The organism is Desulfovibrio sp. SGI.169, from assembly GCF_050313595.1.
Lineage (GTDB): Bacteria > Desulfobacterota > Desulfovibrionia > Desulfovibrionales > Desulfovibrionaceae > Desulfovibrio.
In genome coordinates this window covers 105,041-127,004 of sequence record NZ_JBNPLS010000005.1, presented here as the reverse complement: position 1 = coordinate 127,004, position 21,964 = coordinate 105,041, and the positions used below count along the sequence as shown (strand labels likewise).

Annotated in this window: 24 protein-coding genes; 3 read left to right on the top strand and 21 right to left on the bottom strand. The window is 56.8% G+C overall.

The features are described 5' to 3' along the window. Positions 1-81: 81 nt before the first annotated feature. The 7 genes from avd to ACQRA4_RS04430 all read right to left on the bottom strand — a co-directional run bounded on the left by avd (position 82) and on the right by ACQRA4_RS04430 (position 5,588). Positions 82-459 (bottom strand): diversity-generating retroelement protein Avd, encoded by a 378-nt coding sequence (gene avd / locus ACQRA4_RS04460; protein WP_427821883.1) that lies wholly within the window; start codon positions 457-459, stop codon positions 82-84. A 401-nt stretch (positions 460-860) separates the two neighbouring features. Further along, the gene (locus ACQRA4_RS04455) at positions 861-1,277 is read right to left on the bottom strand and encodes a hypothetical protein (RefSeq protein ID WP_427821882.1); all 417 of its coding nucleotides are present in this window, start codon (positions 1,275-1,277) and stop codon (positions 861-863) included. Further along, positions 1,264-1,527 carry a hypothetical protein gene (locus ACQRA4_RS04450; RefSeq protein WP_427821881.1) on the bottom strand — a complete coding sequence of 88 codons (264 nt, stop codon included), beginning with the start codon at positions 1,525-1,527 and terminating at the stop codon, positions 1,264-1,266. Before ACQRA4_RS04450 ends, ACQRA4_RS04455 begins: the two co-directional genes overlap by 14 nt. A 100-nt stretch (positions 1,528-1,627) precedes the next feature. Further along, on the bottom strand, positions 1,628-3,310 hold the full coding sequence (locus ACQRA4_RS04445) for a hypothetical protein (protein WP_427821880.1): 1,683 nt from the start codon (positions 3,308-3,310) through the stop codon (positions 1,628-1,630). Between the two features lie 2 nt (positions 3,311-3,312). Then, complete coding sequence (locus ACQRA4_RS04440; protein WP_427821879.1) at positions 3,313-4,020, bottom strand: hypothetical protein; 708 nt, start codon at positions 4,018-4,020, stop codon at positions 3,313-3,315. Beyond that, entirely contained in the window at positions 4,007-4,450 is a 444-nt protein-coding gene (locus ACQRA4_RS04435; protein WP_427821878.1) for a hypothetical protein, read from the bottom strand. Before ACQRA4_RS04435 ends, ACQRA4_RS04440 begins: the two co-directional genes overlap by 14 nt. Next, on the bottom strand, positions 4,443-5,588 hold the full coding sequence (locus ACQRA4_RS04430) for a hypothetical protein (protein ID WP_427821877.1): 1,146 nt from the start codon (positions 5,586-5,588) through the stop codon (positions 4,443-4,445). The genes ACQRA4_RS04435 and ACQRA4_RS04430 overlap by 8 nt, the downstream gene beginning before the upstream one ends. A 187-nt stretch (positions 5,589-5,775) precedes the next feature. On the opposite strand from ACQRA4_RS04430, the gene ACQRA4_RS04425 reads away from it, so the two are divergent. Beyond that, positions 5,776-6,093, top strand: coding sequence for a helix-turn-helix domain-containing protein (locus ACQRA4_RS04425; protein WP_427821876.1), 318 nt, complete (start codon positions 5,776-5,778; stop codon positions 6,091-6,093). Here the strand turns inward: ACQRA4_RS04425 and ACQRA4_RS04420 are convergent. The 12 genes from ACQRA4_RS04420 to ACQRA4_RS04365 all read right to left on the bottom strand — a co-directional run bounded on the left by ACQRA4_RS04420 (position 6,086) and on the right by ACQRA4_RS04365 (position 19,247). Then, positions 6,086-7,492, bottom strand: coding sequence for a hypothetical protein (locus ACQRA4_RS04420; RefSeq protein ID WP_427821875.1), 1,407 nt, complete (start codon positions 7,490-7,492; stop codon positions 6,086-6,088). The genes ACQRA4_RS04425 and ACQRA4_RS04420 overlap by 8 nt on opposite strands. Positions 7,493-7,501: 9 nt before the next feature. Beyond that, positions 7,502-7,849: a hypothetical protein gene (locus ACQRA4_RS04415; protein WP_427821874.1), complete on the bottom strand. Its 348-nt coding sequence runs from the start codon at positions 7,847-7,849 to the stop codon at positions 7,502-7,504. Positions 7,850-7,851: 2 nt separating this feature from the next. Further along, positions 7,852-11,283 carry a hypothetical protein gene (locus tag ACQRA4_RS04410; protein ID WP_427821873.1) on the bottom strand — a complete coding sequence of 1,144 codons (3,432 nt, stop codon included), beginning with the start codon at positions 11,281-11,283 and terminating at the stop codon, positions 7,852-7,854. Positions 11,284-11,457: 174 nt separating this feature from the next. Further along, positions 11,458-12,273: a hypothetical protein gene (locus ACQRA4_RS04405; protein ID WP_427821872.1), complete on the bottom strand. Its 816-nt coding sequence runs from the start codon at positions 12,271-12,273 to the stop codon at positions 11,458-11,460. Positions 12,274-12,280: 7 nt separating this feature from the next. Further along, complete coding sequence (locus ACQRA4_RS04400) at positions 12,281-12,802, bottom strand: hypothetical protein (protein WP_427821871.1); 522 nt, start codon at positions 12,800-12,802, stop codon at positions 12,281-12,283. Positions 12,803-12,812: 10 nt separating this feature from the next. Beyond that, positions 12,813-13,364, bottom strand: coding sequence for a hypothetical protein (locus tag ACQRA4_RS04395; protein WP_427821870.1), 552 nt, complete (start codon positions 13,362-13,364; stop codon positions 12,813-12,815). A 13-nt stretch (positions 13,365-13,377) separates the two neighbouring features. Next, positions 13,378-13,905 (bottom strand): hypothetical protein, encoded by a 528-nt coding sequence (locus ACQRA4_RS04390; protein ID WP_427821869.1) that lies wholly within the window; start codon positions 13,903-13,905, stop codon positions 13,378-13,380. Between the two features lie 159 nt (positions 13,906-14,064). After that, positions 14,065-14,646 (bottom strand): hypothetical protein, encoded by a 582-nt coding sequence (locus tag ACQRA4_RS04385; protein ID WP_427821868.1) that lies wholly within the window; start codon positions 14,644-14,646, stop codon positions 14,065-14,067. Between the two features lie 9 nt (positions 14,647-14,655). Continuing rightward, positions 14,656-15,381 (bottom strand): hypothetical protein, encoded by a 726-nt coding sequence (locus ACQRA4_RS04380; protein ID WP_427821867.1) that lies wholly within the window; start codon positions 15,379-15,381, stop codon positions 14,656-14,658. 9 nt (positions 15,382-15,390) lie between these two features. Then, positions 15,391-17,121 (bottom strand): hypothetical protein, encoded by a 1,731-nt coding sequence (locus ACQRA4_RS04375; RefSeq protein WP_427821866.1) that lies wholly within the window; start codon positions 17,119-17,121, stop codon positions 15,391-15,393. A gap of 2 nt (positions 17,122-17,123) precedes the next feature. After that, a complete protein-coding gene (locus tag ACQRA4_RS04370; RefSeq protein ID WP_427821865.1) occupies positions 17,124-17,600 on the bottom strand; it encodes a hypothetical protein in 477 nt (158 codons plus the stop codon). Positions 17,601-17,612: 12 nt separating this feature from the next. Beyond that, entirely contained in the window at positions 17,613-19,247 is a 1,635-nt protein-coding gene (locus ACQRA4_RS04365; RefSeq protein WP_427821864.1) for a hypothetical protein, read from the bottom strand. A gap of 192 nt (positions 19,248-19,439) precedes the next feature. Here ACQRA4_RS04365 and ACQRA4_RS04360 point away from each other — a divergent pair, with 192 nt between their 5' ends. Further along, positions 19,440-19,793, top strand: coding sequence for a type II toxin-antitoxin system RelE/ParE family toxin (locus ACQRA4_RS04360; RefSeq protein ID WP_427821863.1), 354 nt, complete (start codon positions 19,440-19,442; stop codon positions 19,791-19,793). A gap of 1 nt (position 19,794) precedes the next feature. Then, entirely contained in the window at positions 19,795-20,106 is a 312-nt protein-coding gene (locus ACQRA4_RS04355) for a helix-turn-helix domain-containing protein (RefSeq protein WP_427821862.1), read from the top strand. 23 nt (positions 20,107-20,129) lie between these two features. On the opposite strand, the gene ACQRA4_RS04350 is transcribed toward ACQRA4_RS04355, so the two are convergent. After that, a complete protein-coding gene (locus tag ACQRA4_RS04350; RefSeq protein WP_427821861.1) occupies positions 20,130-20,960 on the bottom strand; it encodes a phage baseplate assembly protein V in 831 nt (276 codons plus the stop codon). Next, on the bottom strand, positions 20,944-21,957 hold the full coding sequence (locus ACQRA4_RS04345) for a hypothetical protein (RefSeq protein WP_427821860.1): 1,014 nt from the start codon (positions 21,955-21,957) through the stop codon (positions 20,944-20,946). Before ACQRA4_RS04345 ends, ACQRA4_RS04350 begins: the two co-directional genes overlap by 17 nt. Positions 21,958-21,964: the final 7 nt, after the last annotated feature.

Genomic DNA, 21,964 nt, shown 5'->3' with positions numbered 1-21,964 from the left:
GATGTTTGCATTACTCGATGGATTATTGAAATTCAGGCAAAAAGGGCCACAGTGCGCCCCATTATTCCAATTGCCGCCCTTTTAGGTTGTAGCCCTGCTATCTTGTGTCCCAGGTTTTGGGTCACGAACATGTTTGAGCCATCCGCCAAGCATCCTTCCGACTTCGGAAACATGACCAGACCACACTTCATATTTATGGTCGTTGATGTAACCAAGGTTTCTGGACATACGAATCAGAACACGAAGGTATTCAAGCTCTATGTCCATATCCTGCAATGTTGTCTTTTTGTAATAGCGTTTGGCGGAAGTGATTGTGAGGTGAATCAGAGTGGCAAGGGTATTGCGTATATCCTGCGCGAGAACATGCCTTTCTGACTTTGGAAAGAGCATAACGGTCTGATGAGAATACTGATTCAGTTCCTCCAGTTTCGTCAGGATTTGCAAGCTATCCAATGCCACGAAAAAGCCCCCTTTGTCAGGGGGCAAGGTATCATTGGCCAAACAGACAGACAAGAGCTATTCGGGGCCGGCGCGAATATCAGGGGGCAAGTGCCGTCCCTCCCTCTCCGAAATGTACGATTCCCGGCAGTGGTTGATGTCACCCAGGCAGGCGGCCAGAAAATCCACAACGACACGAGGCCACCGCCGCACACCGCTTATTTCCCAGCGCCAGCAATGGGCGCTGATAGTTTCATCGGCCCACCAATAACCCGCGGCGCGGGGGAGAAGGTATAGCAGGCCAAGAAGGCCCAGAAACAGCCCCAGAGAGGCGTTTCCGAGCTGGTCTGCCGCAATGAGGCATTGCTTCGCATTATGGCGAAATGCGGCCTTTCTGGGGCCAAATCGCCAGTCCCACGTTTTCATGCCCCTGCTCCCGGAAGCGCATAGATGACTTCGATGGCCGCCACCTGTTCAGGAGTGGTACAGGCGTCCAGCATATCCTCAAACTTCTGCCTCTGGCCGATGATTGCACCGGACGCGGCAGAAAAGGCTGTAGCTTTGACGATGACGCGATTACACAGGTCTTGCAGTTCTATGCCACGCGCTTGGGCAAGCGGGGCCAGAAGCGGGCATGGTTTGCTCTGGTCGGAGAGATATGCTTCCGCCTCCGTCTTTTGCTGGTCGAAGGTGAGGAGTTCGGAACCGGGGTAGCTCTTGGTCAGAACGCCCAGCATCATATCACACTGGTCGTTGATCTCGGCCAGTTTTTGGGCCTTGGCGTGTTCCACGCCTGACAGCCAGGTTTCAGGATTCACCCCTTGGTTACTTCTGGGCATACTTCACCCCCTCCGCGAGATAGATTCTTTTGCAGGATTTGCCGTCCTGCGTCATTTCCAGGTGGGCAAGCATGAGTGTATCGCCGATGGCACAGGCAGGGATGGGTTCGATTTCCCCGTTGGCCCATGTTGCGAGGTACAGGCCGTCATCGCTGTAGTTTTCAGGTACTGCGTACAGCTTCACATGGCCGGAAAGCGGTACGGGCGTAGTGAACTCCTGTCCGCCATAAGAAAATTTGATTTCGGACATACGCTTTCTCCTTCAAAAATATTTTCGACCGCCTTCGGCGGTAAAGCACGGCCGCCTCTCGGCGGCCTTTTCAGAAAGGCAGTGAACAGGACACAGTAGCCTAAATCTTTGCGAGACGGCCTCCAATGTGGATGTCCGCATTACTCGATGGATGAGTGAAATGCAGGCAAAAAGGGCCACAGTGCGCCCCATAAACCCAATAGCCGCCCTGATAACAAACACCATTAGCAACTGGCCCCCAAAAGCCGTCCGCGTATGTTGCGCTGTTTTCCGCCCCGGTAACAACTTCCGGCAGAAAAACATCATCGAAGTTGTAACCGTCACCCTTGCCGGAACGCATGGAAACCGGCCAGCCAGTGAGACCGCTGGAGTATGGCGGCATGGCAAATCCCGTGGAAATCCACGCGCGTGTGCCGTCATTCTTGAAAATTTCCGTCTTCTTGTTGGAATCCGCCCGAACACCATCAAGCATCTTCCAGACGTTTCCGTAGAGGGCGTGGAAGCCGCGGTATGGGACATGGTTGACCAGGCTGTCGGTGTTGACGGCATAGCTCGTTTTCCCATCCCATGTCTTGTCCACATTGCCGCGACCCAACCTGGACTGAGCATCGGTCGTTGCAAGCTCAATGAGCATGAGCAGGGTCAAGGCCGACCACTGATAAACATCCCAGAGCATGAACCCCGACACACCGTTGACGTTTCTGTTGGCGCAGTAGGTCTTCATCGTATCAAAGTTCACATTGACGAAGGGGAGTTTGCCGGGCCGGGAACCGAGTTTCTTCGGGTTTCCGCCTTCATCCGTGGCTTCGTAGCAGCCAAGCAGGTAGTAGGGAATCTGGGCGTTATTGTGCATGAACGCCGGATGAATGCGGAATCCCTCTTTCTGGCCCGGAGAAATAAGCTTGCACGGCTTCCCCGCGAACATTCCTTCCGTGGGGGTGAAGTCCTTCATCCAGAACTGGGGAATCTTGCCCATGATTTGATCGTCCACAATCATGCGCCGGATGCCCCCGAAAACCGGATTATTGTCGAAGTAGGCGGTGTTGGGCGACACCGGATTCCCTTCTTCGTCAATGTTGAACCAGAGGCCGGCGCCGCCGCCTGTTGCCACACGGCAGATGCCGATAATGGGACTTGTATTGCCGACAAGGATATTCTCGAAGAGGGCGGCGTGGGCGGATTCGCTGGAATCGTGCGCGGAAACGGCAGCCTTCGCTTTTTTCTCCACAAACTCTGAAATGGAGGCCGTACCGCCATCTTCGGCCCCTCCCTCTTCACCAGGAAGAGAAAAGCCGGTGATGTCGTCCATCGTATGATGGTGAGGCTTCGGATCGCGCGCGTCCGAAAGCCGGTCATCATTATCCGCTACGGCTCCGATGTCCGCAGGGGTGAGGGCATCAGCGGCGCCTGCTGCATGTGTCTTGGCGTGTGCCACCAGATTGATTTGCCCGTCAGACTCACCGATTTTGTCATTGACGGCATTGGCAGCGGCGGCAGCAATCATCTGATACATGGCACTGTCGGGATTATCCAGACCATGCGCCAGGGGGCTTTCGTTATGGGCTGCAACAGCCTCGGCAATCTGGGAGGCGGATGCGCCGCCACCAATGGCCCCCCCGTGAGCGCTGGAATCGGCTTCGTGCTCCGCAAGTCGGGCAAGCGCCCTGGCTACATCGCCGCCAAGCTGTTCCTGGGCGGACGCAAGCGCATCTGCCCCCTTATCCAGTTTATCGGCGACATCCTGCATCGTGGGCTGCATGTCGGGGATTTCGTTTTCGGGCATTGTCATCCTCTGTTTGCCGGGCTTGCCGGGCTATAGGTGTCTTCATCCCCCGCCGCCGCGCTTCCGGTAAGGGCGAGGGTCGTAAGCCGACGGGAAAGATGTATCATCCGCGTGGTGGATTCGGCGTGCAGGATGAGCGTTCTCCGGGTATGCCTTTCAAGCTGCTCGGAGAGCGCTTCCATCTGTCTGACTGTGGCAATGTCGGCGTTGGCCTTGTCAATTTCATCCGAAGAAATCATGTCCTCGGTGATGACCACCGCCTCACCGGGAGCCGACGCTTCCCCGTCACCATCGTCGCCCTCATCTTCTCCGGGTTCCGTCAATGGCATACCGGCTCTGACCTTGCCCAGCACGACATGGTGCGGTTCCGGCTGTTCCCGAACCACAATGCGCTGGTACCCTTGCTGCGTGGGGGCGTAGAACGCCTCAAGGCAGACGAACCATGTTCCCGTGGCCGGGATACGCACAAGGCCGGGATCGTCCATAACTACCGTGAGGGAATAACCGTTCCGCTCAACCACGGCTACGCTACGCGGATAGTCCGATCCGTGATCTACGAGAACTGACATGGTGCCGCCGGGTTTGAGTACAAAGCCATGATAGACGCCAGGCTTGACGATTCCGGCCATCTTCATGTTCAGAGCGCGGGAAACATATTCTTCCCCCCAGCGGACACTCTGGCGCAACAAGGGGGCGTCATTCGTTGCCATCTGTGCGTTCCTCCTCACGCGGGAAGGTTATGGCCGGGAACGCCCGATAGACCTCGGCAGGCGTTACCCAGTCGGGAAGTGTGGAGCAAACGGCAATCAGATCCCCCTCATCATCGAAGATGCCGATAAGGTTGTGGCGTACCGGAGCGCCGACAGCGCCTTGCGGGATTTCGCATTTGCACAGAGCAATCCCGGCGCTGTAGGATACGTCTACAAATCCCCGGTAAAATTCTCCGGGGATTTCCTTCATATCTGGGGGAATGTCCTGCAATTCCAGCTCAGATGGGCTGTATTCATCCACCAGTCCAAAGCCGGCGCGGAACTCCACGAAACGGGGACAACGCCCAATGCCCGCAGCGGCCATGCCTACCTTGTCATAGTACCGATTGAGCAGCTTTGCTCGTTGCCATACTTTCGGAGTTTCAGGCATATGCACCTCCTACGGGCATATCCAGAGGGAATGTATCAGCGGGGATGTCATCGAAACGCGGATAGCGATCCAGACGGTCCAGACCTTGAAATTTTACGGACATGGACACGTTCTTTTCGCCTGCCGCATCTATTTCCGACACGAACGGCGTGGGGCACGAGGGAAGCGTCGTCTTCTCCACATGGATTTCCAGTTCCCCCAGACTTTGACGGAAGATGATAGAGCGTTTTTTCTCAATCAGGTACAGGCCAAGAGGAATACAAGGCTCTCCTTCGTGTCCGGCCATATACCAATCAAGGGGCAACCAGTCGGGGGGAAAACCCTCTGGAGCGTGCCAATCCATGTGCCAGAAGCGCTCTTTCGGTCTGATAAAGGGGATGGCAATGCAAGGCTGCTCACGCTCCCATCGGCAAGACATCTTTTGCACGTCAAGCGGACAGGCATCGGCATCCGTTGAATCGAAATACGTCCCCTGAACGGCAAAATTCATTTCAAAAATACCGCAGTCGCGTTCCCAGGAAGCAACAGGATTGCCTTCAAACGGGAAGTCAAAACGCGCATACCAGAGAGTACCGTCAAAGACGATATGCAGCGGTTTGGCGCGCAGAAGAAGCGGAAGGGCCTTGTCGAGGAAAGTCTGTTTTGTCAGGCCAAGGGAGAGAAGGTGCGCGTGGTCGGTTCCCAGAAGGCCCCGTGAGGTAAGGAACATTCCCTCCGGCGGGACGTTTTTCTTTTCTGGCCATGGGCCATCGGCGGGGATGAAGCGCGTCCCGTAGGGTTCATCAAGAGGGGCAAACAGCGGGAACCAGGTGACGGGAAGGTCGCTGTAATGCCTGCGGAAGACAGAAGTGATAATCAGTTCGAGGTCTTTGTACTCAAGTTCAAGACGCCTCCAGGCAACAGCAATGGGGCGGTCTTTCGACCGCGGCATGTCCGCCGCAAAATAGTCGCCCATTTCGCGCAGTTTGCGCGCCAGGTCGGCGTCATCAGCACTGAAATATGAGCGGAGAGCTTCAAGCCGTACAAGCTGCGGGTCAAAGTCCTGCTCCCAGATTGTCTGGGTGCTTTCGGCCAGCCCCAACCAGCGGTCTTCTTTTTGCTTGCGAGGCGTGAGCCTTTTGACGAGCCAATCTTTCATTTCGCGCCTGATTCCCGGCTTCAATGCACGGTGCGTACATTTTTCGCCAAGGATAGAGGGCGATTATTGGCCGCATCAACGAAAACCAGCGCATATCTGGCATATTTGCAGTTTGCATAAATATAGCCTTTTGGCTATATTTTCCGCATGGAATGGGAAGTGGAGTACATGAAGGATGGATTATTGGATGGCCAGGAATTTTAAACTGCTTGAAGCGAGAATGTCGCCGGAAGCCCTGGCGCGTTCAACGGCAAAGGCTGACGAAATGTTGAAAGAGATGCGGCTTTCCGAATTACGAAAAGCGCAAGGATTGACACAGAAAAACCTGGCGGAAATTCTTCATGTGCGCCAGCCGACTATCGCAAAGATGGAAAAAAAGACAGACATGTATATTTCCACGTTGAGAGAACATATTGAAGCGATGGGCGGCGAACTTTATGTCATTGCCAAATTTCCCACTGGAAGCGTAAAAATAACCAATTTTTACGATATGGAGGTTATGTGAGATACGCGATTTGAATTTGTGAATTATCAAGGTCGAGACTCACCATCTGGTAAATGAGGTTGGCCTCAAAATGCCCTTCCGGGACAGCCTCGAACCATGCTCCGGTTTCTTTTTCAAAGTGCCCTGTGGACTGGATGCACTCGTAGATTTCGGAGACAAGCACCTTGTCGCGCCGATACAGCGAATCGCGGCCATATGCCCGCATGAGGGCCGCGCGAACGTCTTCATCGACCTCCGAAAGCACCTTGTCCGACAAGACCCGTGCGGTAAGTCTCAGCGTGAAGGATACATGCTCCGGGTTGTACCATTGAAAGTTGCGGCATAGCATGGGAACATCCGCAATGGCGTTCATCACGTCCTGCACTATGCCTTCTCGCGGGGCGTAGGCGCATATCCAGATTTTATTGATGTGTTCGAGCTTTGGCCCCCAAAGGCGTTCCGCTTCTTCTTCACCCCATGCCCGCACAAAAACCACTTCCGGGAATCGGCGGCGAATGAAATATTCGTAGTCGTTGTCCCAGACAAGCCGCTCGTTGTACACGGACCAATAGTGCAGGTTTCGGCGCATTTCTTCTGTTGATTCCTGCGCCTGACCGTTTTGGATGGTTGTTTCCACCTCAATATTGAGAGATGCCGGGACACCGGCAACATCAACGATTTCTTCCAGGGGATAAAGGTATTGCCGCTCCAGAAGAAGCGTGTCCCCATCCGTGTACTTGATGTCAATCCGCACCTGTGCGCCCTGTGGCGGAATTTTACCAAAGGTGCCATTGCCGAACCTGATGCCTATCTGATCGCTCACATGATAGAACTCGTCCCAGACAAAAGAATCCCGATATGCGTTCGTCAAGAGGCGGCTGTACTCCCATTTCCGGAATCCATCTCCGCTATCAACCCAGACTTCGAGGGCCATTACTTTCGGGGTTAGAGCCTTGTCGATAAGAATCTCATAAAACGGCTTTTCTTCGCTTACGGTATGAAGAATTGAGGTTTTTCCGTACTGTGTGACAAGAGCGGCCACCTTGCTCTGCGCGGGGACAAGCAGCTTGAGACCCAACGTATAGGGAAGCTGCGCATCGGACACGAACTCGCGCCCTCTCTTGAGCAGGACAGGGCGCGGCCCCGCATTGGTGAAAAGAACCGTCCCTTCGCTGGGTTTGGGCTTGCGGGGAAGATATTCACGGTCTTCGGCGTGGGCGACAAGGCTTGAACGATTCAGAGCCGTTCCGATGAACGCTTCCTGGCGTGCGCGCTCGATTTTGAAGTTTGCATCTTCGACGGTCCACCCCATGAAAATGGCAAGATGCTGTACGAATTGCGAATTTGTAAGACTTTTCCACGAGGGGAGGGAAGACAGGAGCGTCTTCAGTTTATTTGCAACCTGTTCGTTCAGAATCATGATTTTCCCCTACAGGCGGATTTCCTCTGCCTGAAACCCGAATTGGTGCAGAATTTCAATACGGCACAAATCAATGTCCATCACAACGACATTCACGCCCTGCAAGATGATGCCCTCCACATCAATGGGCAATTTCCGCGCGATTGCCATTTCCATGAGTACATCAAGGTCGCCGCCCTTGCTGAGAGGGTCATGCCTGAACGGGGTGAGGTTATGCCCCCACGCCGGATAGTGCGCCATTGTCCCTTCCGGGGTATCAAGCCATTCCCTGATACGCTCGCTCATGGCATCGCCATCGGAAAATCGCTCAACATCGTCCCCTGGTGAGGATTTGAGCATTCGCTGTGCTTCAATCATGGTTATGCCCTATCGTGAGCGAGAGCCAGACAGAACGGATCGTCGTAGTCCATTGGAATATTCGGCGAACTCGCGTTTTCCGTATCTCGTTCCTTGCCTGTCGCATTTTGCCTGGTCACATCCACAAGCTGCGTGAGCAGCGCGATAACCTGCGAAAAATCAATTTGTTGCGGCGCGGCGAAAGGTTCAGGCCGAATCGGTTCCGGTTCTGGATAGCGTTGCGACGCCTGCGGCTGAACCTCTTGCACCGCCACAGTTTGCACTTCCTGCGGTGCGGCTGTGGCAGGAGAGGCGGAAGCAACAGAGGTCTGTTCCTTTTTCTCTGGGGACGCTTCGCGCGCTTCTGTGCCTGTTTGTCCCACGTCTGCAACGGTTGCACCTTCCGAGGGCTGAAATTGGCTTGCATCCGCAAGTTTTGTAATGTCTGTACCGTACAGATTGGCGCGTCCGTTCCACTTCTTGTACCATTCCTCATAATCTGTAACGGTGACACCCTTGCGACTGCTGGATTCCGAAACCATCATCCTTCCGGTTTCGGCGTCCCGGTAGGTCTGGACAATATGGTCTATGCCGCCAAAACGGCCTCGGTCCCATCCCTTGTCGCCCGTGTCCATGCCAATCATCATGCCCTCGCGCACCCTGTCCGGCGCAAGAGCATCGTTGGACAAAAGTTCGCCTGTCGCTTCACTGACTGTCTGAATCAGGCCGGCGGCGCCACCATTAGCCCCCTTTCGCAAGACGGCCTGCGCTTCTTTTCCGTAGATTGGCTTACCGCTTTCGGCGTTCACCGCCTCCATCATGTTTCGGGTGTTCTCTGTCACCCAGCCTGAGCAATCAATGCCGCCAGAGCCAGAGTTTTTACTGCCGAAACTGTAGCGCACCCCACGGTCGATGGCTTCTTGTGTCCCAAGCTGCAAGGCCTGTGATGTCGCCTCCACGGCTGTTTGGGGCATTTGGGCAGCACCACGCCGCTCCCTTTGCAGCATTGCCAGAGCGACCTGACGTTCGTCGGCAAAACGGTTGCGAGCGGATTTCTGAACTTGGACAGTTGAAGAACTGAATTGCGTTGCCCGATCCGCATACAGGGCATTGATAAACTCTTCATCGCTCATGCCCTGCTTGAAGTTTCGGTTGATCAATTTTGCTGCGCCGCCCGCCCCATGCTGGACGGACGTGGACCATAGAACGTCCTGCAACGCCTTGGACCCTTCGACACGCTTCCGTAGTTCTTCACTTTGAATACCGGCAAATGCGGGATCAAAGTGAGTCGCCTTGATGAAATCATGTTCCAGGGTTCCGAGCTTGCCTTCCCGCTCAAGGCTCCGCCATGTATCCACAGCCGCGCCTGATTTGCTTCCCGTGTTCAAGGGGCCGGAGGAGCGCATTCTGGCTGCGACTTCTTTTCCGTTTTCTCCACCATTTCGTTCGGCCCAGCGGAGAAAGGCATCCATTGTGCCGGTATTGGATGCAATTTGGTATTTTCCGTATGATGTACCGCCGGTACGATCATGGCCTATGGCGTCGCTGCCGTGGGCGCCACTCTCGTACTGTGCGGACAGCGCGCCAAGCTCCTTGCCCATGATGGCTTGCGCCCGTCTGGTTGCCCCCGTGTCCGAGCGTGTGCTCCGGTCGCCATCGCTGCTGCGGCTCCCGCTGTTGTCACCCCCGAAAAAGCGGGAGAAGAAGCCGCCCGCAGAAGCAATGATACCCGGCTTTTCTTTTTCCCTGATGTCATCATCAATCGTGTCTGTAAGTTCGGAAATGGCTTCGGTGAGCTTGCCGAAAAGCCCTTCCGAGCCTTCTTCATCGTCCGAAGAGAAGAGCGAGGTCACACCGCCCCACGCATCGGACAAGGTGGAGCCAATGGAATCGCCGAAGTCAAAAATACCCCTGGCAATATCAGACGTGGAAACCTCGAAGCCGAACAACCCCGCCGCCCCGGTGAGCAGACCTCCCATATCGAGGATATTTGCCGCCGCCGCGCTCGCCTTCTGCCCTGTGGAGGCCTCTTGCCCATCTTCAAGGCCGAACGCCTCCCGGTGCATGTCGGCATCATTCCAGCCGGATACGCCGTCATAAAGCGCCATACCCGCGGCAAGGACCTGTCCTGCAATGGGAATGGCTTTCGCGGCCCCCAAGGCTCCTTTTGCGCCAAGCCCCAGGGCTTTTCCTGCCGCGCCTGCGGCCTTCCCGGCGCCGGGCGCGGACAATGCCGCGCTGCCAATATCAATGGCGGAACTCACGGGATCGCCGTTGAAAACCGACGCGCCCCCCAACAGCGCCGCACCCGCTCCCGCAAGAAGCCCGAATTTTCCTCTCCGCCCCGGCATCCTGCCCGGTTTTGACGTTCCTGCTCCGCGCGCGCCACGCCTGCGGCCCATGCGGTCAACAAGACCGTCTTCCCCGAAGATGCCGCCTCCGCCATGCTTTGGCCCTTGCTTGACAGCCTCCACCAGTTCATCATGGCGCTTTTTACCTTCCCGCGCTTCCTGCGATGCCAGAGCCAGAGTTTTTTCCGCAATTTTGGATTCTTTGCCTGCCCCCTTGATGAAGCGGCCCTGTTTGTCGCGGTTGCCCCGTTTCGGAGCGTCAACTTTTCCCCCGGCCCACGTCACCACTTTTGCCCGTGCTGTCTCTGCGGCGCGGTCTATCCTTTCCCTTGCGGCAGTGACGCCCGTTTTTTGCGCGATGGTCTTTTTCAGGACGCCGGCAAGGCTGTCATCCTCCTTGTCGTTTTCCGGGATAACCTCTTTCAGTTCCTTGAGTGCCGACCAGAGCGGACCTCCAGCGGCCAGACCCGCCGCGTCCTGCATGTCGGATTTGTCGGAGGAGGCAACGGAACCGTCCCACGAAGCAAGGTTTTGCTTCAATGCCCCCAAAATGCCCTTGGATTGCTTCTGGGCAATCGCTTCTTCGCGTTTTTGCGCGAGGGCTTCCTGGCTTTTGGTGGGGAGAGGAAGCGGGGCGTCGGGTTCTTTTTGCTTCCGGGCCGCGTGCGGGCCAGTTCCACCCCCAAGACCGTCGTCTTGGTTTTTCCCTTTTCCGGCAGGGTGTGGAGCTTTGGTTGCGGAGCGCCCACCAAGAGGGCTGCTGGAAGCGGCTTTCTCCTGGTGAGCGGGCGGCGAGGGGATAATACTGCGGGATGGGCGACGTTCAGCGGGAGCCGTGCGGGCAGTCGTTCGCATTGCTGCATTGCTGTGGGCGGCACCTGGGCCGCCAGCCTGCTTCTTTCCCGCCTTCGCTTCTTCCTTCGGACGTGCGGGCGTGGCCACCGCTGCCGCTGACAATCCCCGGCCAGCGCCGCCACGGGTGTTGGCCTCGATTTGTTCAAGAAGTTCCGCGATATGCGCCCAGAATTGTTCCCCTTGGGCATCGTCCTGTTTTTGATTGAGTTCCGGCACGTCCTGGAAGGGCAGTCTTTTGTCTTCGTCCATCGTCACCTCCGGCCACCCTTGCGGTTCCTCGTGGCATTTTTGATGGCCTTGTGGCGCTTTATTGCGTTTTCGTGGAGTGCAAGCACCCGGCGAGCCGGACACGCAAGCAGACTGCCAAGGCTTTGGCTGTCATTCAGGCATAGATTGCTCAGAATCGTATCCCACGCACGGGGACTATACCCGCGGAATGTAGTCGAAAGCCCGAAAGGGAAACTGAAGCCGGATTCCCGGCCCCTCCTTGTCCCTGCCCTCCGGGCACCGCACCGGAGGAGTTTCGAGCAGGATTCGCCCGTCTTTGAAGACAGATTGCAACCCGTGTCGCATTTCGGCGAGGGCGTTCATCACCTTGCTGCTGAAACCTTGAAACTCGCTGGTGGACATGCTCAGAATGAATTTTTCGACCGGTTTTCGGCGTTCCTGCTCTGTTTTGCCTTCCATGGCCGGAATGTCGATGCAGGAAAGAATGCGGAGCAGGGCAAGCTGGCTGCGTTCCTTTCTGGCGATGGCGTTCTTTTCCTGCTCCAGGGCTATGATGCCCATGCGGGTTTTCTCGATGATTTCCGCGTCCACGCCCAACAGAGGATGAACGATGACGGCGTGTCCCTCATGCACCACGTCTCGTAGAGGCTTTCCGGCAATGGGGGTGTATTCTTCGGCCATGGCCGCCAGTTTGACGGATACGGTATGTGTCACTTCATGTCCCGCCGCCTCCGAACACGGCTGGCAGGCATAAGTAAGGGGAAGATCAGCGAACTGCGTTGTGTGCAGGTGGTACATGAAGAGCGCATAGCGTCTGTCCTCGACCGTCCACTGTCTGGGATCGGTGTATTTTTCCTTCGCCTGAAGACGCTCCAGAAAAAGGCTTGTGGCTTCCTCTTCGCAAAGCGGGTCAACCCCGGAAAAATCAATGGCGTCGGCCACTGTCGCTTCGGCGAGACGGACGCTCCTTGCGGGGTCGGATGGAAGGCAGAAATCTGGAAGAAACGACATGGATACCTCACAGGAATTGAGCGGGGCTTGTTGCCGTGCTGAACTGAACAAAGGCTACGGGAAATTCCTTGTAAGCGCCGTTCTCGCGGGAGCGGCTCGTTTCTCCCGGTGTGGTGGCGTACATTTCCCATTCACCGGCCAGGGTTTCCGAGCCGTCATCACGCTGCTCATAGACCCGAACCTTGCGGACATATCCATCGGCGCCGTAGGGCAGACCCACGGTTCCATCAGCATGGACGGCTTTCTCGCACCATTCACAGACGAATGCGCTTATCCTGCGGTCCGAGTTGTCCCGCATGGTGGCGGTGATTTTTACCGGCACACGTCCTGTTGGCCACGACATGGTGACCCCGCCATAGTTTTCTTCATCCGTTGTGATTTCGAGCGGGTTGTAGGCGATGTCCTTGACGTACAAATCAAGGTCGGCAGGTTCCCCCTCGACTTCGAGCCGAAAGAGCCAGTCCTTTTGAAAATCAGTGGCTACCAGCTTCCGGGCCAGCATCCGCAACTTGTTGAAATCCTCCGCCACGGCCCCTCCATCAGCAAATAACCAGGCTCACCGGCAAAATCGCGCGGCTTTCTTCCATCTGCTGTTCGAGTTCTGTCAGGCGCGCCCGCAATTCCTGCATCGAGGGCAGGTCTGGAATGGGACCGTCCATGCCGTGATAGGCGTCACGGGTGCGCGAAGTGTTCGGGATGTCGATGAGCGCTTCGAGGTAGTCGCCCACCAGGCCGACACAGCCGTAGGGAAGCGGACGGTCATCCGGCCAGTCACGAAGCCGTGCCAGCCAATAAAGCGTCAGGGGACCGGATGCGGCTTCCGGCGAAAACACAAGCTTCCCCTCTGCATCGTCCACAAACACCGGGACGTGCCGAAGCATTTCGTCCTGGCATTCCGCAATGGTGAGGTAGAGTTCCGGGAGTTCGGCCTCTGTCGTTCCCGCGGGGTATCTGGTCTGAAGAAGAACACCCGCCTTGTCCTGATATTTGCCAAGGGATTGCCGCAAAAGGCGTCGCAGTGCCGCATCATTATTGTGATACAGCACCACGAAACGCCCCTTCACTTCTTCGAGCAGTTCCAGAGGGGTCATAGGTGCCCGTCAATCAGAGGGAAAGGGTTCCGTCCTGGTCGTCGTCCAGCCAGCTAATCCAGTTGGCGTGGAGCGTACCCGCCGGTCGCACGAGGCTTGCGCCGTCCTCAACGGACAGGTCGGCGCCTTCAAGTTCCAGCCAGCAATCTTCCAGAACAACAGTGGTGTTCCTGTTGGACGTGGGGAAGGACTCCCCGGCCAGACCGATTTTGACGTTCAGGTACTTCTTGTTTTTCACCCAGTCCCGAACCGCCTTGTAGGCTTCTCCCGAAATCACCTCCTTGAAGGTGATGGGAACGTCCTGCGCGTTTTTATAGCGGCCCTGCTGGTTGAACTGCACCCCTTGCGGGCCGTAGCTTTCGATGTTTTCGCGCATGAGCGCCGGAAGCTGCGTGGACTGGCACAGATAGCGAAGGTTCGGGTAGCCTTCGATGGTCAGAATGAACTCATCGGAAGCCACACCTTCGCCCAGAGCGAGCAGCCTGCGGTATCCGGCGCGAATCTTGGGAATGTTCCCCGCCACATCCGATATGTTTGCCATGTTGTTTCCCCTTTAGAGCATTTTGCTTTTGAAATTGGACAATTTCAAAAGCGGCGCTGCCCTCATTTCGCCTGAAAAGCGTGGTTTTCAGGCTCATTCGGCGCGGGCGTCCGCTTTCGCGGCCGCCAGAGCGGCTGTCGTTTTCAACGGCAAACCGCTCTAGGCTTGTTGGCCGTAGCCTTTTCGCAGCATGTCCTTGCTTATCATGGTAAGCGTGGAAAGCTGGATATTCAGTGTCGCCCGGACAAATCTGCCCTGGGAGTCAATTTCCTTGTCGAAGGGCTGCGAAATGGAATCTATCACCATGTCGGTGAAAATATGGCGCGTCCCGATATTCACGCACACCCGGTCGGGGATTCGTCCCCCCGCCGGTTGCATGTCATTCACGTCCGGCGCGGCCATGAACTCAAGCGCACGAATGGGCTGCATAACCTCGGTTTCCGGGTCTTCAAGAGCATAGAGCTTCAATTCGATGTTGAAGGTTGTGGGCCTGTTCCCCTCCCATGTCTGGCGGGAGTTCAGCGTCGTCACGGTGGTCATGTCCGTGGCGGCCTGCGCCACTCCGCCCGCAAGGGGAATCTTGTTGCCTATGCTCTCTCCCTCAAACGGCGAAGTCCAGTTCGCCGTCAGTTCCTTGGATGTGCCTGTACCCCAGACACCGACAACCGTGGCCTCGCTCCCCTGTATCCAGCACTTGCGGAACAGGGAAATACGGGTATCACGGTTGCCGATGCCTTCCATGTCGCGGACCTACATGCCGCGCCGTGCGCGGAGACGCATGGATTTTTTGCGATGAAGCCGGGCCGCCGCCGTGTTGGCCTTGCGCCGGGCCTTGCGAAGCCCGGCCTTCTGTGCGGCGGAAAGGCGCACCTTGCCGGAAATGCGCTTGTTGATTTTCACCACCTTGCCGTCGCGGACGACCTTCTGCTTGCGATAGGTGGCTTCCAGAATCATGTGACGGCCTTCGGGGTCGTCGGAGGCATTCTCGAAAACGGCGTCTTCACCGAGCGCGAACCCGGCAATGATTTCGTCGTCATCAGCTTCCAGTTCATCAAGGCGTTCTTTCAGAGCCTTGCCGACGCGAGCGGCCGCATCGGCGCTGGCCTTGCCTTCGCCGTTCACGAAGTCGTTGGCATCGGCCTCGGTAGCGCCGAGGCTCAGAAGAGCGTCAGGAACTTCGGCCCAGACGGCGTTGTAGATAGCCTCTTCCTCGTCGCTGATTTCAAAATCGCCGTCGAGGTCGGCCATGCCGATGATGTACTCATCCAAGGCGTTGTAGTTGTACTCGCCATCCTCGACCCACGCGAGAACGGCGGACATGGCCTGTGTGCGCGTCTGCTGTCGGGCAAAGACCTGTACCGCGTCTGTGCCTGTTTTCGGTTTGTCCGCGGATTCCAGAACGCCGGAAAGAGCCTGCCCGCGCCGTGTGGCCGGAAAGGTGAAGTCATCGTCAAAGGTGAAGGATTGTTTATTCATTTCCGTTCCTTACCGCATGAGGCGGGGTTGCCCGGCAATGCGCCGCGCCGCGCCGGTGATGCAGACGGCCCATTCGCAGTGCCAGAGGTCGATTTCGACTTGTGTGATGGTGATGATGTACGGCTTCGTACCGTCCTTGTCCGGCTCTCGCGGCGAAACCAGCGCGCCGGAAGTGACAAGTTCATCCATGATGGTTTTGAGCAGGTCGTAGAGGATTTCGCGCGTCAGGCCATCCGGCTCGAACTTGGCGATCCGCGCCGCCTCCACGAAGCGCTGGTCGATGTAGTCCAGCACATCGTTTATCCAGCCGAAGCGGAGGTAGGATTCGCGGAAGAACTGCGTCAGGTCGTCATCGGCGCAGGCTCCGCCCGATGTCATGTCGATGATGGGGTTGAGCCGTGCGGTGTAGAAGGTATCCCGGTTGATGTTCTGCTCCGGGAACAGCGGGGCGACACCCGTGCGCGAAAGGTAGCCGCGTTTCTCTCCGGCGGGGGAGTAGTGTATGCCCGGCACGTTCTTCGTGAATATGGCGTTCCCGCGGGCCTTTGCGGCGGCCATGGCCCCGGAAACGCCCCACACTGTCTTGCCGCCGCGCCACGGGTCCGACGCCTCATAGGGAGCATAGTAGGCCCGCGAATGACGGGAGTTGAGGCCCAGTTCCTTGAGCCATTCAAGGGCGCTGTCCTGCGGGAGGTAGGAAGGCACGTCGAAGAAAAAGCCGATATGGCGGAAATCCGCGATTTCCGCCAGGCGGGCGATGATGTCCTGCTCCGCAATGCCTGCCGCAAAAATCATGTTCAGCGGCATGGATTCGCGGCGAAGGAGTTCCACGGCCTTGAACCAGTCATCATTTTCGGGCTGGCCGCCGGACGTGCCGCCTTCAAAGCCGAAGCTCCGCGGCATGGCCTTCTTGTCTTCAAGGGCAAGCAGAACCGATTCGAGGTCTTCCCACGCTGTTCCTTCAAGGAAGTCACACCGAAAGCGTTTGGACTGTGTTTCAAGAACGGTTTCGATGTAGGCCGGACGCCCCATATCGTCCTTGTCATCCTCGTTGATGCCGACAAGATGTGATTCGAGGGCGTATTCATAGCCGGTATCATCCACATCGTAGAACACCAGCCTGAAGCGGCGCCGCTCCTTGTCCACATCCTCGAAACGGAGCGTGCGCCGGATACTGGCATCGCCGTCAATGGGATATACCACGAGCCAGAAGCCGTCATCGCCAACAATGACGCTTTCATTGTGACGGTGCGCGTCCTTCTCAACGGGGCCGGTGTATTCCAGCCATTCCCCGGTTCCGGTTGCGGGGGGCGTCGCCGATGCGGCCACATCAGTCGCGGCAATGTACTTCCTGCCATCACAGGAAACGACATCGCCGGGCGCATAATCCGTTTTGGAATCCCATTCGCCGCATTCCCTGAACATGAGGAAGCCGAGGGACGGATAACGGTATTCCTGCTGGTTCACCACTCGCACAGCCTGAACCCAGTTGCATTCCCTGGCTGCTTCGGAGAGATGCCGCAGTCCTTCCATGCCGTAGGCTTTCTTCGGCAGGGGAGAGCCAAAGGTGTCTTCCTGGCTTGTGCCCACGCCGAATATTTCATGTACGGTGAAGGGGCGTCCCTTGCCGGCAAGGATGACGCATCCCCCGACACTGACCGGCCCGCCGCCTGTCTTGTAGGTGTTGTCGATTGGCTCAAGGACGGTGATTTCCGCCGCATTGGTGATGACGCTCTTCATGGCTATTCACCCGTGCCCTGGCCTTCGAGGTATTTGGCGTAGGCCATTTCAAGGGCGTTCACCTCGCTTTTGGCGGAACGCACCTTGATGTCCCTGATGCCTTCAACGGATACCGTCCACCACCCCGCTTCGCCCTCCGTCACCCTGGCGCGGGATGCGAAGTCTTCCGCGCTCATCGGTTCGGCGCCGTCTTCCGCCTCTCCGGCGAGGGAACCGGAGAGGGTGGCGGAAGCGGAAGACGCATTGGGGGTGTCATGGGCGCCGGAGGGTACGGCGACGACCGGAGGCTGGGCACTTTTCCTCTCCACGAGCACACGCATCGCGGGATACTCTCGCCGCAGGCGCTGGAGCATATTCGCGCTGCCGGGCGTATCGGGCAGTTCCACGTTCACGGTGGAGTGTGCGCCGATATGGAAGCTGTGGCGGCCCTTGATGGAAAGACTGGCGGAACCCTTGTTTTCAATGGTCACTTTCAGCATCGACGTTTCCTCCTATTCATCGGTTTTGCCGGAATCGGATGTATCGCCGCCCGCTGCATTGCTGCCGGACACCATCTTGAGCTTCATCAGGTAGTCACGCCCATCGAAGGGCTGAAGATCGCGGTAAGCCAGGTCCCACATCGTGGAACTGGTGATGAGGTCGCCCAGAACGGCATGACGGAACGTAAGGGCGGGCACGGCATCGCCGCAGACGTAGCCGGTCTGGCCGTGTTCCGAGCCGCGGGCGAAGGCGAGGCAGGTGTATTCTTCCTGATTGGGATCGCAGTAGAGGTCAAACTGGCCGAAGACGCGCCCCACATAATGGGGCTGCGGCACGCTGCGATAGCCCGGCGCGGCCTGGAAGAACGGGGCCGGAAGGTAGCGGAAGACATTGACGGCAAAATTGTCGCCCACAAGACCGACAAGACCGCTGATGCCGTTGCGCTTCATCAGGGCGGAATCGAGTTCCAGAAGCGCCGAGTTCAGGCTTTCGTAATGCTCGCGCAAAGTGAGGTTTTCGTTCGGGGTTCGATTCCACTCCACCACATCACGCGCGAAGAAGTACATATCCCGCAGTATCTTGCGGTCCTTGTCTGCCGCCAGAAGGTTACGCATCCCCGACATGGCGAGGTTGTCCGCATCAAGCCCGAACTCGCGGCGCAGTCCCCAGAGGGCTTGCAGGGTAACGCTGCCCGTAATGGCCGATTCGTGCGGAACGAGCACACGGGATTCCATCTGGTGGTCGATTTTGGGGATGAGCTTGTAGTCCTTCTCGATGTCCACATCATAGCCGATGTGGACTTCAATGCCCGCCGCCGGGGCGACAGTGAAGTCAGCCGTAACCTTGCCGCTCGCGTAGTCAACGGAACCGCTGACATTGATGGTCGCGCCATCAAGGGCGAATACGCCGAGGATGTGGCCGTTGTTGTCATCATGGGCCACCATGTTGCGGTCGTGGAGGATTTTCACCGAGCCGGGCTTGATGGGCATCAGTTTGCCGCCGTCCGTGGCGCTGTCGAAGACGAATTGCTTCCTGCTCGCATCGCCAATGTACGGCGCGGACATCTGATCCATGACGGCGTAACGCCCATTGTAGCGGAAGTCGATGCGGTCTCCGGCCTGAAGGTCTCCGAAGGTGCTCCCTGCCACGCGATGGACGCGGAACATCTCCGAGCGGTTGAACTGGCCGGGAATCAGGGTCGTCATCTGGGCGGTGACGGACTGCAAGAGAACCGGCAGAATGAGGGACACCATGCGGTCTCGCATCATGATGCCCTCGGTCGTGCTCATGTCGGCGGATTCAAAGACGCCGGGCAGGCCGTTGCCCGCCTTGCCGACAATCATGGCGTTTTCAATGGCCTGATGGGCGCTCGCCAGAAGCTCGTCGCCGGGGAGGCGTCCATACTGTTGACAGAACGCCTGAAGCGCCCGGCTGTGCGCGCCGAGAATCATGGGCGCGCTTTCGCCGGTGCTTTCATACACCGAATTGGACACCGCCCCTTTCAGGCGTTCGGCCCTGGCCTTGCTGTCCGAGATGAACTTGCCGCTGTCGTCAAGGATGGGATCAAGCAGGGCGGCGCGCATCTGGTGCGCGCGCGTTACGATGTTGGTAACCTGCTGCTTGTACCCGTCAAGATTTTTGCTCATTGCTGCACTCCGTTGTCAGGTTGGTTTGCTCGCCTCGCAGCGGAGGCTTCCCAAGTCTGGCAACAGGTCGGCACGCGAGTACACAACTTTTCGTGCAGATGTAGCGCATATAGATTTGTCGCCACAAAATTGGCTTTGGATTTGACTTTATATCAAAATTGACATATTTTGGTTTTGGGTGAGAGGTGATCGATGTCTGAAAAGCAACTGTTTTGGCTTGGCTCATCCTATAATGATTTGAAGGAGATGCCTGAACATATTCAGGATATTTTTGGCTATGCGCTTGATTTGGCGCAAAACGGCAAACGTCACCCCAAGGCCAAGCCCTTCAAAGTGAAGGGGGAATCAGGGATCATTGAGGTAGTGGGGGATTATGATGGCGATACGTTTCGGGCTATCTATACCGTCCGCTATGATGATGCCATCTATGTAATCCATTGTTTTCAAAAAAAATCAACTATCGGTATAAAAACACCACAAAAAGATGTGACGTTGGTCACTGAACGATTGAAAAGGCTCAAATCTATTTTGAAAAAGGAGATGTAGCATGGATGATTTTATCAAAAAAGGCTCAGGGAATGTCTATGAAGACTTGGGGTATAATGATGCTGAATCCATGAAGATAAAATCCGCCATTGTTTCACGCATCAGCGGTATTATTGAAGAAAGGAAAATGACACAGAAAGAAGTCTCCAAACTTACAGGGATTCCGCAAAGCAGGATTTCCAACATCCTGAATGGGCAGTTCCGTGGTGTCAGTGAGTTCCGCTTGCTGGCCTGTCTCTCCCTGCTCGGAAATGATTTGGAAATAAGGGTCAAGCCGACAGGCGGGCATCAGGGAAAGATTGTTTTTGCATAGCCGGAGAGACAACCATTCCGAAGTCAATGCGAGTGGTGATTCGTATTCCCGCCCGCATCATTCACACAGCCGGCGACATTGGCATCGCCGCTTATACTTACATCCTTGTCAAAGCTGGCAGGCCCGGAGAAGGCAAGGCCGCCGGGGCCAGTCATCTTGCCTTCCTTTGCGGCGGAAAGATTCAGGCTTTCGGCGGAGCTTCCGAGGGTCATATTCCCCTGCGATTGAACGGTCCCTGCCCCCTGGGATAGCATATCCATTGCTCCGGCAACGAGCAGCTTGAAATCCCCCTTCACATCCACAAGGTAGTCCCCCTGTACGCTCTGATAGCAGTTTTTTTCACAGTGGATAATCACGTCGCCGTCAGGCGCGATTTCCGCCGCCGTTCCGCTTGCCAGATTGGTTATCCGAGCCGCGCCGGGCTTTGTGATCTGGACGAGAACGCCGTTCTGCTGAAACACGATGTCTTCATGGTACACGGGAGCCGCGGGCGTGGGTTCATTCGGGGTGCGCTTATGTTCGAATTGGCCCGGCCCGGCCCATGCTTCGGGCGGCATGTTCGGATTGCCTTCCGGCGCATGGTGGACGCCTCCGGTGATGCGCGGACGGCGGGTATCACCATTGAAAGGAAAATCCACCCAGACCAGATCGCCGACCTTTACCGGAACAAGGCCTCCGTCTGACGGGCGCACTCCAAGGGGGAGCCGGTAAGTGGCCCACGGCAGGTCAGCCACGGGAACATCGTCAAAAATATCGAAGACGCGCACCTGGACGCGCATCATCCGCTTTGGATCATCGAGATTCACCACTTGGGAGACATACTCCCCGCTGTATATCTTAGGCTGTTGGCTCAAAGGGAACCGCCCCCTTTACGCGGCAGTAATACTTTTGGGCCGAATAGTAGTGTGCCACGGAGCTTATCACCACCTTATCCGGCAGGGATTCATCCAGCGGCCTGTCCGGGGTTGCCATGTGCCACCACAACTTGAGCACCATCCCCGGTGTGAGAAAGCCGTTGCCGTGCGTCTGAAAATCAATGGCAATGCGGGAAGATGTCGGACGGTTCCCCAGAGTCCGCACGTTTTGCGATGCGTTCAGGCTTGGGGCGTACCTGTGAGCTTTGGAAAGCACCGGACCAGCAGAGGGCGCTCTGACGCGCCCCAGAACGTCATTCCACCCGGAAAAGCCTCTCACGGCCCGCTCCTGAATCTGCGACTGCTGGCTTGGCCGTGTAAAACTGATTATCTGAAAGTCGGCGCCGGGCTTCCCGTAGTGGTACTCGAACGCCGGTTCTTCGGCGAAGAGAGCGGCAAGCGTTTTGACGTGCCATCCCTCGCGCCCGAACCAGAGATGCCCGCCCTGCTCCCCCGCAATTTGGCGCAGCATGGCGCTTGGGCGTTCTCCCGCAATGCAGTGGTAGTCTTCCACCACGGGAAACTTCCCCGCGTCGATCCTGAAGCCCGCGGAAACCGCTCCGATAATCTCCGCCACCCCCCGTTGCCTGAAAATGCGTGTCTTGTCAGACAGCGTTTTGAGCTTGAACACTGGGGAAGCCATGAGATTGAGCTTGAGGAATCTGTCGGCGGACGGGTCGACCATAACCGTGAACTTCTGCTTTACGTTCATTCCGTCCATAGCCCAGTCATCCGAGAGGTGCGCCTCTATCTCGTCCTGCTCCCTGATTTGAAGTTCATCCTTGAGATAACGGTTGGGGTCATCCCAACTCATAATGAGCTTCGGACCGTCCAGACCGAGGGTTTCAATATAGTTCGATTCGCGCAGAAACCCGATGTCGAACTCCTTGCCGGAACGGACGTGGATGAATTTTTTGAACAGAGTGTCATCAGCCATGAATTTT

Excerpts from the sequence above, each read along its gene's own strand:
- ACQRA4_RS04455 (WP_427821882.1), bottom strand. The coding sequence starts at position 1,277 with ATGCCCAGAAGTAACCAAGGGGTGAATCCTGAAACCTGGCTGTCAGGC.
- ACQRA4_RS04435 (WP_427821878.1), bottom strand. The coding sequence starts at position 4,450 with ATGCCTGAAACTCCGAAAGTATGGCAACGAGCAAAGCTGCTCAATCGG.
- ACQRA4_RS04425 (WP_427821876.1), top strand. The coding sequence starts at position 5,776 with ATGGCCAGGAATTTTAAACTGCTTGAAGCGAGAATGTCGCCGGAAGCC.
- ACQRA4_RS04415 (WP_427821874.1), bottom strand. The coding sequence starts at position 7,849 with ATGATTGAAGCACAGCGAATGCTCAAATCCTCACCAGGGGACGATGTT.
- ACQRA4_RS04445 (WP_427821880.1), bottom strand. The coding sequence starts at position 3,310 with ATGCCCGAAAACGAAATCCCCGACATGCAGCCCACGATGCAGGATGTC.
- ACQRA4_RS04375 (WP_427821866.1), bottom strand. The coding sequence starts at position 17,121 with ATGAAGAGCGTCATCACCAATGCGGCGGAAATCACCGTCCTTGAGCCA.
- ACQRA4_RS04380 (WP_427821867.1), bottom strand. The coding sequence starts at position 15,381 with ATGAATAAACAATCCTTCACCTTTGACGATGACTTCACCTTTCCGGCC.
- ACQRA4_RS04395 (WP_427821870.1), bottom strand. The coding sequence starts at position 13,364 with ATGACCCCTCTGGAACTGCTCGAAGAAGTGAAGGGGCGTTTCGTGGTG.
- ACQRA4_RS04420 (WP_427821875.1), bottom strand. The coding sequence starts at position 7,492 with ATGATTCTGAACGAACAGGTTGCAAATAAACTGAAGACGCTCCTGTCT.
- ACQRA4_RS04430 (WP_427821877.1), bottom strand. The coding sequence starts at position 5,588 with ATGAAAGATTGGCTCGTCAAAAGGCTCACGCCTCGCAAGCAAAAAGAA.
- ACQRA4_RS04370 (WP_427821865.1), bottom strand. The coding sequence starts at position 17,600 with ATGCTGAAAGTGACCATTGAAAACAAGGGTTCCGCCAGTCTTTCCATC.
- ACQRA4_RS04365 (WP_427821864.1), bottom strand. The coding sequence starts at position 19,247 with ATGAGCAAAAATCTTGACGGGTACAAGCAGCAGGTTACCAACATCGTA.
- ACQRA4_RS04410 (WP_427821873.1), bottom strand. The coding sequence starts at position 11,283 with ATGGACGAAGACAAAAGACTGCCCTTCCAGGACGTGCCGGAACTCAAT.
- ACQRA4_RS04405 (WP_427821872.1), bottom strand. The coding sequence starts at position 12,273 with ATGTCGTTTCTTCCAGATTTCTGCCTTCCATCCGACCCCGCAAGGAGC.
- ACQRA4_RS04385 (WP_427821868.1), bottom strand. The coding sequence starts at position 14,646 with ATGGAAGGCATCGGCAACCGTGATACCCGTATTTCCCTGTTCCGCAAG.
- ACQRA4_RS04440 (WP_427821879.1), bottom strand. The coding sequence starts at position 4,020 with ATGGCAACGAATGACGCCCCCTTGTTGCGCCAGAGTGTCCGCTGGGGG.
- ACQRA4_RS04360 (WP_427821863.1), top strand. The coding sequence starts at position 19,440 with ATGTCTGAAAAGCAACTGTTTTGGCTTGGCTCATCCTATAATGATTTG.
- ACQRA4_RS04450 (WP_427821881.1), bottom strand. The coding sequence starts at position 1,527 with ATGTCCGAAATCAAATTTTCTTATGGCGGACAGGAGTTCACTACGCCC.
- ACQRA4_RS04355 (WP_427821862.1), top strand. The coding sequence starts at position 19,795 with ATGGATGATTTTATCAAAAAAGGCTCAGGGAATGTCTATGAAGACTTG.
- ACQRA4_RS04390 (WP_427821869.1), bottom strand. The coding sequence starts at position 13,905 with ATGGCAAACATATCGGATGTGGCGGGGAACATTCCCAAGATTCGCGCC.
- ACQRA4_RS04345 (WP_427821860.1), bottom strand. The coding sequence starts at position 21,957 with ATGGCTGATGACACTCTGTTCAAAAAATTCATCCACGTCCGTTCCGGC.